We start from the raw sequence: 15,949 nt of genomic DNA, 5'->3' as shown, positions 1-15,949 counted from the left end.
ATAGCACCCGGTTCACGGATTTACAAGTCCGTTTTCGTTTTTTTCACCGGGCGTCGACTCTTTTTCTTATCGGCTTCAAGCGCCGCAAAAAAGTCGAGGTTCGTTTTCGTTTCGCGGACCCGGCGCAAGAACTGATCGACGAAGTCTGGCGACTCGTTCATTGTGCGACGAATCGTCCAAAGCGAGTCGAGTTCGCCTTTGCCGAGCAGCAATTCTTCCTTGCGCGTTCCCGAGCGACGAATGTCGATGGCCGGGAAAATCCGACGTTCCGCCAGTTTGCGGTCGAGGTGCAGCTCCATGTTGCCCGTTCCTTTGAACTCTTCATAGATGACGTCATCCATGCGCGAACCCGTATCGACGAGTGCCGTGCCGAGAATCGTCAAACTGCCGCCGTCCTCGATATTACGGGCCGCCCCGAAGAACTTCTTCGGTTTATGGAACGCGGCCGGGTCAATCCCGCCGGAGAGCGTCCGTCCGCTCGGCGGGACGGACAAGTTGTACGCCCGCGTCAGACGCGTGATCGAGTCGAGCAAGATGACCACGTCCTTCTTATGTTCGACGAGGCGCATCGCCCGTTCGAGAACGAGCTCCGAGATGCGAGCATGGTTTTCCGGTGTCTCGTCAAACGTCGAGTAGGCGACGTCTGCACCAGGCACCGAACGTTGAATGTCCGTCACTTCTTCCGGCCGCTCATCAATCAACAGAATAATCAACTCGACGTTCGGATGGTTCGTCGTGATCGAATTGGCAATCTCTTTTAAGAGGGACGTCTTCCCTGCCTTAGGCGGTGCGACAATCAACCCTCGCTGCCCGAAGCCGACGGGAGCAATCATGTCCATGACGCGGACCGACAAATGGTTTGGCTCCGTCTCGAGCACCATCTGTTGTTCCGGGTAAATCGGCGTGAGCGCCGGGAAGTAATCCCGGTTGCGCGTCGAATCCGTCGTCTCGCCATTGACCGCCTCGACGCTGAGAAGCCCTTGGAACCGTTCATTCTCTTTCGGTTTCCGGACTTTCCCCGTCACGAGGTCGCCGTTACGGAGGTTAAAGCGGCGGATTTGCGAAGCCGCGATATAAATGTCTTCAGACGATTGCGAGTAATTGATGGGGCGTAGGAAACCAAAACCGCCATCGTTTTGCGACTGTGGGTTAGGCGGAATAATCTCTAGGATTCCTTCGAGGAAATAAAGATCTTTTGATTCTGCCTGTGATTTCAATATCCGGAACATGAGCTCACGTTTACGTGCCTCGCGATACTGAGGCACGTTCACTTCTTTCGCAATCTCATATAACTCTTTCAACGTCTTCGTCTCGAGTTCCCGAAGCGTGTAGTTTTTAGCCGGTTCAGTCGTTTGACTCATTCAAGTCACCTGTCTTTCATGATTCTATATTTCAAAAGTAAACGTTCATTCCTCATTCATCTAATCACACTTCAGTCAAACCGTCACTGTTTGAAAAACGGCTTTATGTCAGTCTATTCCCCTGTTGTTGAAAACATAACAACCTTTTTACTATGTATGTAACAAATAAGTCTCTATTCTCGCATATTGTTTCAAATATGTTACAAGAAAACTGTTTTTGTCTTGTGATTGAAAAATGCCATCGGTCTTGCGCATGATATAGTTTATTTGCACAGGAAACCGGGTAATATCCGCAACTTGTGCTCTAATCTTGTTAACACACATCGATCATATACAGCCACTTAGGGTTTTATTTTAAAAAACGGAGGGAAATACACTATGTTAAAGCGTTTCGCATCTATTATTGTCGCTGCCACTCTCGCTTTCTCGGGTCTTGCTTTCACAACAGGTGAACAAGCAGAAGCCGCTACTGGTAAATTCGCTTACTCGAAAGTTAACGGCTTGAACATCCGCACAGCACCGTCGCTCAGCTCGAAAGTCACGACAACGATGAACAAAGGCCAACGCTATACATACCTTGGCAAAGTTGGTTCATTCTACAAAATCAACTACAAAGGGTCTCACCGTTATATCTCAGCTTCATCTACTTACACGTACTTGAAAGCAAACACGAAGACAGCGACTGCGAAGAAAGTAACAACTGCTTCTGCATCAAGCGCTCGTACAAAACTTGTCGCTGAGTCGAAGAAGTACCTCGGTACACCTTACCGTTACGGCGGAACGACAACTTCTGGTTTTGACTGCTCAGGTTACACAGGTCACGTTTACAAGAAAGCCATCAACAAATCGATCCCACGTGATTCACGCTCGCAATACGCTAACTCGAAAAAAGTTTCGAAGTCAGCGATTCAAGCCGGCGACCTCGTGTTCTTCTCACACAACGGAAGCACGATCCAACACGTTGGAATGGCACTCAGCAAAACACAAATGATCAACTCTGAAACAGGCGGCGTGAAATACGCGAGCTTCACATCAGGTTACTGGGCACCACGTTATGTCGGTGCAGGATCATACCTCTAATTTAAACGACCAAACGACCCGGTTCATAGGAACTGGGTCGTTTTTTTACGTTCGTTCATCTTCCGTTCATCTGGCTTCGTTACGATAAAGCCATCACGTTGAAGGAGTTGTTCTATGCCATGGAAAAGATTTGGAGTCTTCGCTTAATTCGCCTCGCCGCGCTGTTCGGTGTCATCGGGACGGCGCTCGGGTCGCATATGTCGGGCGCCGGCAGTTATGCCTTTCGTCCGATCCACGCCCATATTCTGCTCGCCGGTTGGCTATCGGTCTTCGCCTGGGGAGTCTTCTATCGCTTATATGCGGTCCGGAACCAACTGCTCGTCACGATTCACGGGTGGACGGCCGTCATCGGATCAATCGGATTGACGAGCGGGATGTGGTTCTACACGATGAACCCGTTCCAATGGAATGAGACCGTCACCCTTGTGTATTTCATCGTCGGGGGCACAGTCTCGTTAATCAGTTTTATTCTCTTTTTGATTGTGACGTTCATGATCGACCAGGACGAGCGGGGCTGAACCCCGCTCGTCATTTTTGTTTCAAGGCACCGCGTGCGTTCGTCGCCGCGAACACGACCATGATGACGCTCATCGCCCCGGCGACGGCAAGTCCGGCCGATAACGCGCTCCAGTCGATCGTCGGTTGCGTCAAGACGGCACGCATCCCTTCAAAGATGTACGTCGTCGGATTGAACGTCGCCGCTACTTTGAGCCATTCTGCCTCAATCAACTCTTTCGGGACGAACGTCGTCGACAAGAAGATGAGCGGGAAGAACAAGAGCGTCCCGGCTTGTGCAGCCTGAGCGTTCCGTGTCTTTAACGCGACACCGACCGAGTAACCAGCAAAACCAAGGCCGAATCCGATGGCAAGCAGCACCGTGAACAAGAATCCAGGCAGACCGACCGGAATCGACAAACCGAGCAAGAACGCTACCCCGAAGATGAGGAGCGTCTGGACGAGCAGTTGCAACATCCCGGCAATCATCGGGCCGAGCACGATCGCCGTCCGCGTCGCGGGAGTCAGAAGCAAGCGGGCGAAGTAGCCGCTCTCGATATCACGGACGAGCGCTTGTCCCGTCCCCCCGGCCCCACCGACCGCCCCGGACACGATGGAGACCGGCAAGATGAAGTTTAAATAGGCGCTCCCATCAAACTGAGGAAGCGATGCGACGCTCGATAATCCGCTCGTGTAAACGAGTAGGAAGAAGACGGAAATAATCAAGTTCGGGATGAACGAAAACGGATTCCGAATCGTCGTAATGAGGCTCCGTTTCGTGAAGAGCCATGTCTCAGTCCACATCGGGCACACCTCCTTCATATGACTCACCGGTCACTTTCAAAAAGACGTCATCGAGCGACGGTTGCTTCACGGTCAGACGTTCCGGTTGAAGCGACCGTTCATCGAGCTGGCGCACGACTTCCATCAGCGTATGATTGACGAGCTCGAACGCCACGTGTTGCCCGGTCGCCGTATGACCGAACAACGCAGCGGCTGCAGACGCTTCTTGATTGCTGTGGAACGTCATCGCAATCGTCTCGCCGCCGACGAGTCGTTTCAATGTCTCAGCCGTCCCTTCACTGACGATTTTCCCATGATTGATGATGGCGATCCGGTCGGCCAGTTCATCCGCTTCTTCTAAGTACTGAGTCGTCAAGAAAATCGTCGTGCCGAACTCCTCGTTGAGCCGTCTCACCTCGTTCCAAATCTCGATGCGGCTCGCCGGGTCGAGCCCGGTCGTCGGTTCATCTAAAAACAAGACGGTCGGTCGATGGACGAGCGTGAGCGCTAAATCGAGCCGACGCCGCATCCCGCCCGAATATGTGCCACTTCTCCGGTCGGCCGCTTCCGTGAGCGAGACGACACGGAGCAGTTCCTCGGCGCGCGTCTCCGCCTCTTGTTTCGTCATCTTGAACAACCGGCCTTGCAAGACGAGCAGTTCCCGCCCGGTCAACACTTTGTCGATTCCGGTCTCTTGCAGGGCGACGCCAATCGACAGGCGGACGTCCTTCTCTTGTTTGACGACATCGAATCCATTCACCCGCGCCTTCCCTTCGGTCGGTCGGACGAGCGTCGTCAACATTTGCACGGTTGTCGACTTGCCAGCCCCGTTCGGTCCAAGGAAAGCGAAAATCTCTCCTTTCTGGACCGAGAACGAAATCCCATCGACGGCCGCCACGTCCCCGAACGTTTTGACGAGCGATTCCACTTCGATCATTTGTATACACCTCCTGACTCTCTATTCCCGTTCTAACGCATAATAAATATGTAGGAACACATCAAAAAAGCTGTGGACGCAATGTCCACAGCTCGAGAGAATTAAGGTTTCATGACCATTTTCGGTTTTTTCTTCAAGGAGTGGATGCCTTCGACGAAGCGGACCGTTCCTGACTTGGCTCGCATGACGACCGAGTGCGTCTGACCGCCTTGCCCGGTGAACTGGACGCCGCGGAGGAGTTCCCCGTCCGTCACGCCCGTCGCCGCGAAGATGCAATCTTCACCTTTGACGAGGTCGTCTAACAGCAAAATCCGGCCCGTATCGGCGATGCCCATGTCTTGGCAACGTTTCTCTTGGGCTTCGTCTTCAGGAAGCAGGCGACCTTGGAAGTCACCGCCGAGACATTTCATCGCGACGGCCGCGATGACGCCTTCCGGCGCACCACCCGAACCGAGCAACAAATCGACACCCGTTTTCGGGAACGCCGTGTTGATGGCCGCGGCCACGTCTCCGTCAGGAATCAACTTGATACGAGCACCCGTCGCGCGGACACGTTGAATCATCTCTTCGTGACGATCACGATGTAAAATCGTGACGACGACGTCTTCGACGTTCTTGTTCTTCGCCTTGGCGACGATGGCGATATTCTCTTCAATCGAGTTGTCGAGACTGATCAATCCGGCCGCTTCCGGACCGACGGCAATCTTGTCCATATACATGTCCGGCGCGTGAAGAAGGTCACCGGCGTCAGCGACCGCGAGAACGGCAAGCGCTCCCCATGTTCCCGTCGCGACGATGCTCGTCCCTTCGAGTGGATCGACAGCGACGTCGAGGCGCGAGCCATAGCCGTTCCCGACTTTTTCACCGATATAGAGCATCGGTGCCTCATCCATCTCGCCTTCCCCGATGACAACGACCCCTTTCATCGGAATCGTATCAAACACTTCACGCATCGCGGTCGTCGCCGCATCGTCCGCCTCTTCTTTCAAGCCTTTACCCATCCAACGAGCCGAAGATAGCGCTGCCGCTTCTGTGACTCGGACCAATTCCATTGATAAACTACGTTCCACCCGAATTCTCCCCTTTTTACTCGGACACCTCATCGACCCAGACGAGCGCGCCGAGTTGTTTTAGTTTGCCGACGAAATCGACATATGAATCGTTCAATTTTTCCGCATGGATCACCGTGGATTCGCCACTCGCTTGAAGCCCAGCTAAGGCGAGGGCTGCCCCGCTCCGTGCGTCTGCACATTCCATTTCCGCATTGGCGAGCGTTGTCCCGCCGCGAATGACGGCCGAAGCGTCCTCGAGCGTAATCTGTGCGTTCATGCGCCGCATTTCCGCGATATGGCGGAAGCGTTGGGCGTACAGCTTGTCGGTGACGATACTCGTTCCGTCCGCTTTCAACAGTGCGGCCGACATGATCGGCTGCAGGTCGGTCGGATACCCCGAATAGTGGAAGACACGGATATCAATCGGTTTAAAGGCGTTCGCCCGCACCGTGATCGTCTCTTCCCCGACTTCGACGTCGGCCCCGTAATCCAGTAGTTTTTGAATGACGCCTTCTAAGTGAGTCGGAATGACGTTTCGAACCGTCACTTCACCCGCGACCGCGCCATAAATCATGAACGTCCCAGCCTCTAACCGATCGGGAATGAGCGTGTGTGTACAGCCGTGGAGCTTGTCGACCCCTTTGATGCGAATCTCGTCGGTGCCCGCCCCGATGACATGGGCCCCCATCGAAGTGAGCATCGTCGCGACGTCGACGATTTCCGGATCGATGGCCGCGTTCTCGATGACGGTCGTCCCGTTAGCGAGCACGGCCGCGAGCATGGCGCTCACTGTCGCCCCGAACGAACGGAGATCGAGATAAATTCGATTTCCTTCCAGCTTTTCGGCGTTCACATGATAAAGTCCCGACTCGTTCTCGACTTTAATGCCGAGACGTTCGAGTGCTTTCAAATGTAAATCGATCGGTCGTGGACCAATCGCATATCCACCGGGAAGCCCGACGGCCCCTTTCCCAAAACGAGCCGCAAACACCCCGAGCAAATAGACAGCGGCTCGGACTTTACGCGTCTCTGAGCCGAGCAGCGGCATGGCGACGGCATCTTTCGCATGAAGCGTCATCCGCTCCCCGTCCCGTTCAATCGCGACGCCGAGTTCTTGTAATAGACTGAGCATCACTTCGACGTCCTCAATGACGGGGACGTTCTCAATCGTCACCGGTTCTTCCGTCAAAAGTGCTGCGACGAGACAAGGCAAGGCGCTCTGTTTGGCACCGCTAATGTCAACTGTTCCTTCAAGTTTTTGCTGTCCTACGATATGGAGAATTTCCACGAAGATCAAACCTTTCTGCGACAAACTTATTTGGATTGAGCGTTGTTCCAATCCGCTAAGAATTGCTCGATCCCTTTGTCAGTGAGCGGATGTTTCATCATCTGTTCGATGACTTTGTATGGTACCGTGGCGATGTCGGCTCCAAGGAGAGCCGCCTTCGTCGCGTGGACCGGATGGCGAACGGAAGCTGCGATGATTTCTGTATCGATACCATGGATGGCAAAGATATTGGCAATCGTCTCGACGAGGTCGAGACCATCTTGACCGATATCGTCCAAACGACCGATGAATGGCGAGACGTATGACGCGCCGGCCCGAGCCGCGAGTAGCGCTTGGTTGGCGTTAAAGATGAGCGTCACGTTCGTCTTGATGCCGAGCTGTGAAAACGTATTGACCGCTTCCATCCCTGCTGGCGTCATCGGTACCTTGACAGTAATATTCGGCGCGATGGCCGCAAGTTCCTTTCCTTCTTCCACCATACCCGCTGCGTCGAGCGCAATAACTTCCGCGCTGACTGAGAGATCCCCGACGATCTCACAGATTTCGCGTAGCCGTGTATGGAAATCGACGCCTTCTTTGGCGACGAGCGATGGATTCGTCGTCACTCCCCCGATGACGCCCATCTGATGAGCTTTCTTGATGTCTTCCACGTTTGCCGTATCAATGAAAAAACGCATGTACAATTCCTCCTCGAATGGTGTTGTGATCGCTTACACTTCTTATTATGAGGAAATTGTCATGGAATTGCTACACCCTTTACGTCAAGGCGGCGATGGCGAACATCGATCCGATGAGTAAACCAACGCCAACAAGCGTCCCCACTGCCGTCCATCGTTTCACGTTTTTTTGTTTTGTCTCATACGCTTGATACGGCCCTTCCTTTAAGCGCTCCGACCCATGCGTCTCGATCCAAAGTCCGACCGCGGTCTCTTCGTCGGTCACGAGATTGCCTGTATACGTGAACGGGATGATTTCTTCGGGTCGACGGAGCATGTCGAACCGCTCCCGCCGTGTCGCGATGTTCGCCCCGATCCAGTAGAGCCGTTTCGGTGTATAGAAAACTGGCACGCTATCTCCGATAAAATACTGAATCCACTGTTCGAACGCGGCGAGATCGCGTTGGTCGAACAAGATTTCCATTGAATCCTCGTCAGTCATGATGGCGAGCATCGGGCACAACTCGATCGTCCGTCGTCTATAGGGATGCGGCATGGCCGCTTCTGTCTTTCGGACGATGGCCGGGAAGAAGACGACTTGCTTGATTGCGTCGAGCGGGAACGATTGCTCGACTGACTCACCCGGCTCGTGCCGATACGTCGTCCCCTCAATATATGTCGCGGTCACTTCATAGTGCGACTGGTGCCGCTCTTTCCAGAACAGCTGGCGAAACAGTTGCAAGAACCGATACACGCCGTAACCGCCGAGTACAGTGAGTGACAACAGCGGAATCAACCACGGTTTCGGATTCATGAGGATGAGAATGACCGGCAGCGCGGCAAAGGCCAACGTCATACCAATTATAATGATGGGACCGACGATATAAAAAATGCGCCAAAATGATTCTGTCGAACGTTCTTGATACTTCATGCAAACTCCCCCTTTTCATCTATATACGGTACCCTAACCGCTTACGTTTCAATAAAAAAAGCCGGCTCTCGCAAAGAGAGCCGACTGATGTGACAGGATTATGCTTGGTTGCTTGAACCGAACTCACGCATTTTGCCAGTAACGACGTTGTAGATCGCTTCGACACCAGGGCCGATGACTTTACGTGGGTCATATACTTTCGAGTCCGTGTTGAGCTTCTCACGTACGGCACGAGTCCATTCTTGTTGGCACTCTGTGTTAACGTTGATTTTGCTGTGACCGAGCTCGATTGCTTTTTTGATTTGGTGCTCAGGAATACCTGAACCGCCGTGAAGAACGAGTGGAGTTTTAGTCGCTTCTGCGATTTCTTCCATCTCTTTGAAGCCAAGTTTAGGCTCGCCTTGGTATTCTCCGTGTACAGAACCGAGTGCTGCCGCAAGAGCGTCAACTTTCGCTTCTTTCACGACGCGTACGCACTCGTCGAGGTCAGCGTATTGTACGCCGCCAACAACGCCATCTTCTTCGCCGCCGACTGTGCCGACTTCCGCTTCAACTGAAGCGCCTTTAGCGTGTGCGTATTCAACGACTTGTTTCGTCATTTCGATGTTCTCTTCGATCGGGTGGTGTGAACCGTCGATCATAACAGACGTGAAACCAGCGTCAATTGCTGCTTTACACTTGTCGAAAGATGAACCGTGGTCGAGGTGGATTGCAACTGGAACAGTGATGTTGTAGTCGTGCATGAGACCTTCAGTCATTTTAACAACTGTTGTGAAGCCACCCATGTACTTCGCTGCACCTTCTGATACACCGAGGATAACTGGTGATTTCTCGTCTTCCGCAGCGCGAAGAATCGCTTGCGTCCACTCGAGGTTGTTGATGTTGAATTGGCCTACTGCATACTTGCCTTCGAATGCTTTGTTAAGCATTTCTGTCATTGATACTAATGGCATAATGACATCCTCCTGTCTGTTCGCTATTGTGCACTTTGGGAAAAATGCCCCCGTGCAATTCGTTCCCATTATAACACACGTCGAAACTTGTGCCTATGCTATTCGGGCATAGAAATGGCTCTGCGCAAGCGTTTACATATGTCATCTTCGTGACGAATTACGTGATTTTGAGGACTTCCTTCACTTTTTCAATCATCCGATAAATATCGAACGGCTTTTCAAATTGCGCGGTAATGCCAAGTCGTTGCACTTCTTCGAGCGTCGATTTTTCCCCGAACGCGGTCATAATCATGACCGGGGTGTCGATGTTCCGTTGGCGCATGTTGCGTAGTACTTCATGACCGAACATGCGCGGCATGTTCATATCGAGCAATACTAAATCGTATCCGTTCTGTTCGAGCTTTTCCCAAGCGTTCTGTCCGTCGTTCGCCGTGTCGACCTCGATGCCGAGGCTTTGGAACACTTGCGCTAACATCAACCGAATCCCGTCTTGGTCGTCTGCGATCAACATCCGTGACATCCATCTACCTTCTCTCCATAGTTTGCACTAGTCTAACCATACCAAATCCGATTTCGTTTGGCGACGGACCTATTTTGAAATCAAGGCAACGGTATCGATACCGGTTCTTCGGTCTGTTCGTCCTTTAACTGGGCCGGTACTTCCGACTCAGGTACCGGCTCGTAGGCCGTCACCGTCTGCTCGTCTTTCACATACAGTTTCAAAAAATCGCCTTCGGCCAGCCGAATCGGTGCCTCGAACGTGATTGGTCGTTTCTTGCCGTCTTCATCATAGCCAATCGTTTCATACGTATGTCTCTTTCCTTGGTCGGTGACGTTTGTGCTCGGCACTTTCGTATAGTAGACGTCGGCAAACAGCCGATTCGTATCGACGAACTGCCAACCGAGAAATAAGATGAGGACGACGCCACCGATTGCCCATGCTCGTTTCATCGTAACTCCCCCGCCTTTCTCTTTTCCATCTTTTTCAATACCATTGTCTCCCTATTTCTAAACACCCGGTGCGCTGATATACTGAAAACATGAAACGAACAGGAGCGAAAGCATGAAACCATATTTGTTATACATATTGTTCATCTTGACGATTGGAAGCGTGGTCGGACTCGTGGTGAACGTCTTCAGCGAAGACCAAGAAGAGATACCGCTCGCCGCTGCCGTCGAGACCGATCTCGAGGAATTGCCGGAGACGTTCGCCGTCTTATCCGAGACGTTCGATGAGCCAATCGCAGACAGTGACATCGCCCGCATCAAAAAGCTGGCTTCTGATCCGGAACTCGACGAAGCGAACGTGCACGCCCTCGGCACAATCGATGTCATCTTTAAAGGACGACCGACCACACTGACACTCGAAACAGAAGTGGATCGTGAGGACGGCACGTATCTTTATCTGTATTTGTTCGGCGAACCGGACATCGTCGAGGCGCTCGACGAACGCATCATGGCGTATTATGAAGAATTAGGCATATGAAAAGGAACCTCGCCGCGGCGAGGTTCCTTTTATTTCGTTAGTCGACCGTGACAGGGACGACCGCGAGATCAATCTCTTTCTCGATCTCGGCCCGCTCTTCAGCGAGACGAGCATCCGACCATTTGAAGACATCGGCCATGCAACGGAGCACGCCGTCTTTATAGTTGCGGACGAAGTCGATGTCGAAGAACATCGCTCCGGTGCGGCGGACGAGGAAGTCGATGGCCCGAACGACCGACTCTTCTTCGATGCCGTACATGAGTTGTGCATAGACGTACTCTGGAAGGTCGTACGCGTTCGAGTCCATCCGTTCGATGACACGATCGATGTTCGATCCGTAGAGACGGACGAGTTGCTCGGCTTTGACGTCATCGAGACCAAGGTTTTTCAGTTCAGCCTTCTTCTTCGTCAAGAAGTCATCGAACCCTTTCGAACCGCCGACATGGCCTCCCGACATCGGCATATGTTTCGTGCGCGAAGCGAGGAAGACGATGCCTTCTTCTTGCTTGAGCAGTTTCGCCACCAAATCGACGACCGTCTCTGACATCTTGCGATAACCGGTCAACTTCCCACCGGCGATCGTGATTAAGCCGCTTTCAGACTGCCAAACCTCATCTTTCCGTGAGATTTCAGACGGGTCTTTGCCTTCTTCATAGATGAGCGGACGAATCCCGGCCCAGCTCGACTCGACGTCATCTGCCGTCACGTTCACGTCTGGGAACATATAGTGGATTGCCTCTAAAATATAGTCGCGGTCCTCGGTCGTCATGCGTGGGTGAGCTTTATCCTTATCGAAGAACGTGTCTGTCGTCCCGACGTACGCTTTGCCGTCACGCGGAATCGCGAACACCATCCGGCCGTCTGGTGTATCGAAATAGATGGCTTGTTTGAGCGGGAATTTCGACTGGTCAATGACGAGGTGAATCCCTTTCGTCAAACGGAGCATCTTCCCTTTGTTCGAGCCGTCTTGTTCGCGGAGCACGTCGACCCAAGGTCCGGTCGCGTTGATGACTTTCTTCGCATAGACATCGTACGTCTTGCCGTCGATTTGGTCTTCAACGTGGACGCCGACGACTTTGCCTTGCTCATAGATGAGACCAGTCACTTTCGAATAGTTCAAGAGGAGGGCGCCGTGGTTGGCCGCCTCTTTCGCGACTTCAATCGTCATACGGGCATCATCTGTCCGATATTCGACGTAATAACCGCCACCGACAAGACCGTCTTTTTTGACGAGCGGCGCTTTTTGAATGACTTCATCCGGCTTCAACATCAAACGTCGCTCGGCGCGTTTGACGCCCGCTAAGAAATCATACACCATCAAGCCGACCGCTGTGGAGAGCGGTCCGAACGTGCCGCCTTTATGCATCGGCAACAGCATGCGTTCTGGCGTCGTGACGTGTGGCCCGTTCTCATAGACGATGGCGCGTTCTTTTCCGACTTCGGCGACGAGCGCGACTTCGAACTGTTTCAAGTAGCGCAACCCTCCGTGGACGAGTTTCGTCGAACGGCTCGATGTTCCGGCTGCGAAGTCTTGCATTTCGAGCACGGCCGTCTTCATTCCGCGAGACGCGGCATCGAGCGCGATTCCGGCACCGGTGATTCCTCCGCCGACGACGAGCACGTCGTGACGTTCACCCGTTAACTGTTCATATCGTTTGGCACGTTCTTTTGCTGAGAAATTTCTGATTTCCATCTTGTCCCCTCCTATAATGAATCCGGTTCGATGTATGCGAAAAGAGACCACAACAAAACAAGGCTTCGCCCCCCATGTCGTGGTCTCTCTGTAGTCTCCAACCGGTTATCAACTTTTCTCCTGTATTATACCCCATTTTCTAGCATTCAACCATCGACCCGCTCACGGAGTGTGCAACCTGCTCCTCAGAAAGCGTCCCGCTCGCAATTTCAAAATGAGAAGACTAGACTTCAAGGTATCACCAACAAGGAGGAGTTTTTTTATGAAACGCATGTTACAACCTTTCCAATTCAAAAACGGCGTCGAGCTCCACAATCGGCTCGTACTTGCGCCGATGACCCATTATTCGTCAGAACCGACGGGTGAAGTGTCGGAACACGAACTCGCCTATTACCGCAAGCGAGCGAAGAACGTCGGCCTCGCCATCACGGCGTGTGCTTACGTGACCGAAGACGGCAAAGGGTTCCCGAACGCCTTCGGTGTGAATGACGACAAGTTCATCCCTGGGCTTCGTCAGCTCGCTGAAAGTTTGAGAGCGGAAGGCGCGAAAGCGATTCTTCAAATCTTCCATGCAGGACGCATGTCTCCTCCGGAACTCGTTCCGAACGAACAACCAGTAAGCGCCAGCGCCATCGCACCGGTCCGTGAAGGTGCCGCCACACCACGCGCCCTTGAGACTGAAGAAGTCGAAGCCATCATCGAGGCGTTCGGCGAAGCGACACGTCGTGCCATTGAGGCCGGTTTTGACGGCGTCGAGATTCACGGGGCGAACACGTATTTGATTCAACAGTTCTTCTCACCTCACTCGAATCGACGCGACGATCGCTTCGGTGGCGACGTAAACGCACGCCTCACATTCCCGCGTGAAGTCATTCGCTCGGTCAAACGTGCAGCTGAAGGCGCGGACAATTTCTTAATCGGCTACCGCTTCTCGCCTGAAGAAGTCGAAGAGCCAGGCATCACGCTCGACGATACGGACGTATTGATCGATATGTTGCTCGAAGAAAATCTCGACTACCTCCACGCCTCGCTCTGGAACTTCAATATCGGTTCAATTCGGAACGAGAACGTGACGGAGCGGTCGATTGATCGCATCGCTAAACGCATCAACGGTGCCGTCCCGCTCATCGGAGTCGGACAGCTCCAGCGCCCAGGTCAAGTCGAAGACGCACTGAACGTCATCGACCTCGCCGCGCTCGGCCGCGAACTCATCATCGACCCGGATTGGCTCGAGAAAGTGAAAGACGGTCGTGAAGACGAAATCGAGACCGAACTCGACTTGAACAAACAAGCCGAACTCGCCGTCCCGGCTCCGCTCTGGAACGCCATCACAACACGTGCCGGCTGGTTCCCAATCAAAGACCAAGCCGTCAAATAAGCCTTCAACCGCAGACTTCATGTCTGCGGTTTTTTTGTGGTTTGTGCAATTCATCGAGTAGTGTGAGAAATGGGATATGCTACGGACACAATTTCGTCACATTTTTCATCTTTTTCACCTCTTCTTTCGTGTTGACCTAACTTTCCAACCTTTCACCCCCTTCGTAAGCTAAGGACAGGAACCGTTTCCTCGATGAAACTGCGGGCCAAGCCTCGCTTGCACCGCGCCTGTCTGTTTGACCGTCTTTTGAAAGGGGCATATGATGTATGACGAAAAAGCCAATTGATCTCGATGCGTACAACAAACAACTCAATCAGCATCAACAGCGTACGAAAGAAGTCGCTGAAACGTATCGACAAAAAAGTAAGGAACTCGAACACCACCTCGAATCATCCGCACGTTCCCGTGAAGAAGCACTCGCTCGCGAAATCGCCGAATTAAAGCAAGTGACTAAACGGAACGTTCCACGAAATAAATAAACGGTTCCCGATCGTACGACGAAAGAAGTGACTCATCCGGTGGAAAACAAAATCAAACGCCAATTTCTGAATCATCTGCATCGTGACAAAAATTTGTTCGATGATTTTCAGCATGTGGATAACTTTTATACGCTCGATCAACAGATTGTGAGTGCGCTCCGCAGCGCCCATCCGATTCGGGCCGAACAGCTGCTCGAGACGCTGACGCTCGACCTATTGAAACTTCCGGTCTCCGATGAGTATATGAGTGTCCGTTTCTACTACCGCGGCCTCGTCTATCACATCATCCGTCTGATTCCAGTCGATAACCCAAACGTCCAGACCGCGCTCAATTATACGAGCGCTCTTCTCATCTTAATCGATGAACTGACGACGACACTCGACTTTATCTATGCCATTCCCGTCATCGTCGACCATTTGACGAAGATGATGGCGTTTCTATCCCCTCCCGTGTCGACGAACCCGAACGTCACGACGACCATCCATTTGATTGAAGAGCATTTGAAAGAGCCGGAACTATCGCTCCCGTGGATCGCCCGACAAATCGGGTTATCGAACAATTATTTGTCGGCCCTGTTCAAACAGGAAGTCGGCGAGAGTGTACCCGAACGAATCCGGCGCCGCCGCATCGATGCGTCCATCGCCGATTTGCTCGGAACGAATTTGCCGATTTGTACCATCGGTGAGAAATATCGCTTCGCCTCGTGCACGGCCTATATCAACACGTTCAAGACGTACAAACAAATGACCCCGCTCCAATACCGCCAATTGTTCCACACGTGAAAAGCGCTAAGCCTCTACCGAGACTTAGCGCTTTCTGTCATCCATTCTTCTCGCAACAAACCCATGCGAATCGAGTCGTAACGCACGTCGTCGACGACGCGCACCTGACGAATCCGACCTTCGAGTCGCATGCCGATTTTCTCGGCCACTTTCATCATCCGCTCATTGCCCGACCACGTCGTCAATCCGACCCGGACCGTCGGCAACGTCTGAAACAGATGGCCGACCCACAGCTTGAGCGCCCGCGTGCCGATGCCACGATTCCAGCGGTCGGCTTGATGGAGGATGATGCCGACCTCGAGCCAGTTCTGTCCGGCGTCCTCATAATAGAAGGAAACCGTCCCATAGACGGTCCCATCGACCTCGATGACCCACATGTCGTCACGGCCGACGTGTTCGTCCGCATTCTGACAGTACACCTCATACGTCTGCGCCCGATGTTCGAAATACGGCGCGTCCCATTTCTTGAATTCTGGTGCCTCATCCTTATACATCAATTCCCATAACCGATCCAAGTCGCGTGACTCAATCGGTCGAATCACTAATTCTTCATCGCGAACCATAACGTCTTCCTCTCTAACTGTGCTCTTGACG

18 protein-coding genes are annotated in these 15,949 nt (G+C 52.7%); 6 read left to right on the top strand and 12 right to left on the bottom strand.

The annotated features are described in order from the left end of the window. Positions 1 to 20 precede the first annotated feature (20 nt). Positions 21 to 1,361: a transcription termination factor Rho gene (gene rho, locus KNP68_RS03650; RefSeq protein ID WP_021066108.1), complete on the bottom strand. Its 1,341-nt coding sequence runs from the start codon at positions 1,359 to 1,361 to the stop codon at positions 21 to 23. Between the two features lie 378 nt (positions 1,362 to 1,739). Between rho and KNP68_RS03645 the strand changes: the two genes are divergently transcribed. Further along, positions 1,740 to 2,441, top strand: coding sequence for a C40 family peptidase (locus tag KNP68_RS03645; RefSeq protein WP_131471445.1), 702 nt, complete (start codon positions 1,740 to 1,742; stop codon positions 2,439 to 2,441). Positions 2,442 to 2,560: 119 nt separating this feature from the next. Next, on the top strand, positions 2,561 to 2,959 hold the full coding sequence (locus tag KNP68_RS03640) for a hypothetical protein (RefSeq protein ID WP_131471447.1): 399 nt from the start codon (positions 2,561 to 2,563) through the stop codon (positions 2,957 to 2,959). Positions 2,960 to 2,969: 10 nt separating this feature from the next. Here KNP68_RS03640 and KNP68_RS03635 read toward each other — a convergent pair whose 3' ends face one another. From KNP68_RS03635 to KNP68_RS03595, 9 genes are all read right to left on the bottom strand, one after another. Then, the gene (locus KNP68_RS03635) at positions 2,970 to 3,740 is read right to left on the bottom strand and encodes an ABC transporter permease (protein WP_131471449.1); all 771 of its coding nucleotides are present in this window, start codon (positions 3,738 to 3,740) and stop codon (positions 2,970 to 2,972) included. Beyond that, positions 3,730 to 4,656 (bottom strand): ATP-binding cassette domain-containing protein, encoded by a 927-nt coding sequence (locus KNP68_RS03630; RefSeq protein WP_214714448.1) that lies wholly within the window; start codon positions 4,654 to 4,656, stop codon positions 3,730 to 3,732. The genes KNP68_RS03635 and KNP68_RS03630 overlap by 11 nt, the downstream gene beginning before the upstream one ends. A gap of 101 nt (positions 4,657 to 4,757) precedes the next feature. Then, a complete protein-coding gene (gene glpX / locus KNP68_RS03625) occupies positions 4,758 to 5,726 on the bottom strand; it encodes a class II fructose-bisphosphatase (protein ID WP_029594665.1) in 969 nt (322 codons plus the stop codon). A 16-nt stretch (positions 5,727 to 5,742) separates the two neighbouring features. Next, positions 5,743 to 6,996, bottom strand: coding sequence for a UDP-N-acetylglucosamine 1-carboxyvinyltransferase (gene murA, locus KNP68_RS03620; RefSeq protein WP_214714450.1), 1,254 nt, complete (start codon positions 6,994 to 6,996; stop codon positions 5,743 to 5,745). Positions 6,997 to 7,022: 26 nt separating this feature from the next. Beyond that, complete coding sequence (gene fsa / locus KNP68_RS03615) at positions 7,023 to 7,673, bottom strand: fructose-6-phosphate aldolase (RefSeq protein WP_021066101.1); 651 nt, start codon at positions 7,671 to 7,673, stop codon at positions 7,023 to 7,025. A 79-nt stretch (positions 7,674 to 7,752) separates the two neighbouring features. Beyond that, a complete protein-coding gene (locus KNP68_RS03610) occupies positions 7,753 to 8,583 on the bottom strand; it encodes a hypothetical protein (RefSeq protein WP_214798693.1) in 831 nt (276 codons plus the stop codon). Between the two features lie 98 nt (positions 8,584 to 8,681). Continuing rightward, a complete protein-coding gene (gene fba, locus KNP68_RS03605) occupies positions 8,682 to 9,536 on the bottom strand; it encodes a class II fructose-1,6-bisphosphate aldolase (protein WP_021066099.1) in 855 nt (284 codons plus the stop codon). A 157-nt stretch (positions 9,537 to 9,693) separates the two neighbouring features. Beyond that, positions 9,694 to 10,056 carry a response regulator gene (locus tag KNP68_RS03600; RefSeq protein WP_058764844.1) on the bottom strand — a complete coding sequence of 121 codons (363 nt, stop codon included), beginning with the start codon at positions 10,054 to 10,056 and terminating at the stop codon, positions 9,694 to 9,696. Positions 10,057 to 10,136: 80 nt separating this feature from the next. Next, positions 10,137 to 10,487, bottom strand: coding sequence for a YxeA family protein (locus KNP68_RS03595; RefSeq protein WP_029594660.1), 351 nt, complete (start codon positions 10,485 to 10,487; stop codon positions 10,137 to 10,139). 112 nt (positions 10,488 to 10,599) lie between these two features. Here KNP68_RS03595 and KNP68_RS03590 point away from each other — a divergent pair, with 112 nt between their 5' ends. Continuing rightward, a complete protein-coding gene (locus KNP68_RS03590) occupies positions 10,600 to 11,022 on the top strand; it encodes a hypothetical protein (RefSeq protein WP_214798691.1) in 423 nt (140 codons plus the stop codon). Between the two features lie 37 nt (positions 11,023 to 11,059). On the opposite strand, the gene KNP68_RS03585 is transcribed toward KNP68_RS03590, so the two are convergent. Then, positions 11,060 to 12,715: a glycerol-3-phosphate dehydrogenase/oxidase gene (locus tag KNP68_RS03585; RefSeq protein WP_214798688.1), complete on the bottom strand. Its 1,656-nt coding sequence runs from the start codon at positions 12,713 to 12,715 to the stop codon at positions 11,060 to 11,062. Positions 12,716 to 12,977: 262 nt separating this feature from the next. On the opposite strand from KNP68_RS03585, the gene KNP68_RS03580 reads away from it, so the two are divergent. The 3 genes from KNP68_RS03580 to KNP68_RS15275 all read left to right on the top strand — a co-directional run bounded on the left by KNP68_RS03580 (position 12,978) and on the right by KNP68_RS15275 (position 15,355). Beyond that, positions 12,978 to 14,093 (top strand): NADH-dependent flavin oxidoreductase, encoded by a 1,116-nt coding sequence (locus tag KNP68_RS03580; RefSeq protein WP_029594657.1) that lies wholly within the window; start codon positions 12,978 to 12,980, stop codon positions 14,091 to 14,093. Between the two features lie 266 nt (positions 14,094 to 14,359). Beyond that, positions 14,360 to 14,572 carry a hypothetical protein gene (locus KNP68_RS03575; RefSeq protein WP_029594656.1) on the top strand — a complete coding sequence of 71 codons (213 nt, stop codon included), beginning with the start codon at positions 14,360 to 14,362 and terminating at the stop codon, positions 14,570 to 14,572. A gap of 114 nt (positions 14,573 to 14,686) precedes the next feature. After that, positions 14,687 to 15,355, top strand: a complete 669-nt coding sequence (locus KNP68_RS15275; protein ID WP_131471457.1) for a helix-turn-helix transcriptional regulator — start codon at positions 14,687 to 14,689, stop codon at positions 15,353 to 15,355. Between the two features lie 14 nt (positions 15,356 to 15,369). Here KNP68_RS15275 and KNP68_RS03565 read toward each other — a convergent pair whose 3' ends face one another. Next, positions 15,370 to 15,918: a GNAT family N-acetyltransferase gene (locus tag KNP68_RS03565; protein WP_131471459.1), complete on the bottom strand. Its 549-nt coding sequence runs from the start codon at positions 15,916 to 15,918 to the stop codon at positions 15,370 to 15,372. Positions 15,919 to 15,949 lie beyond the last annotated feature (31 nt).

The sequence above is a fragment of the Exiguobacterium sp. s50 genome (genome assembly GCF_018618175.1).
Taxonomy (GTDB): domain Bacteria; phylum Bacillota; class Bacilli; order Exiguobacteriales; family Exiguobacteriaceae; genus Exiguobacterium; species Exiguobacterium chiriqhucha.
Note: the sequence above shows the minus strand (reverse complement) of the source record. Positions and strands in the feature narration are given on the sequence as shown.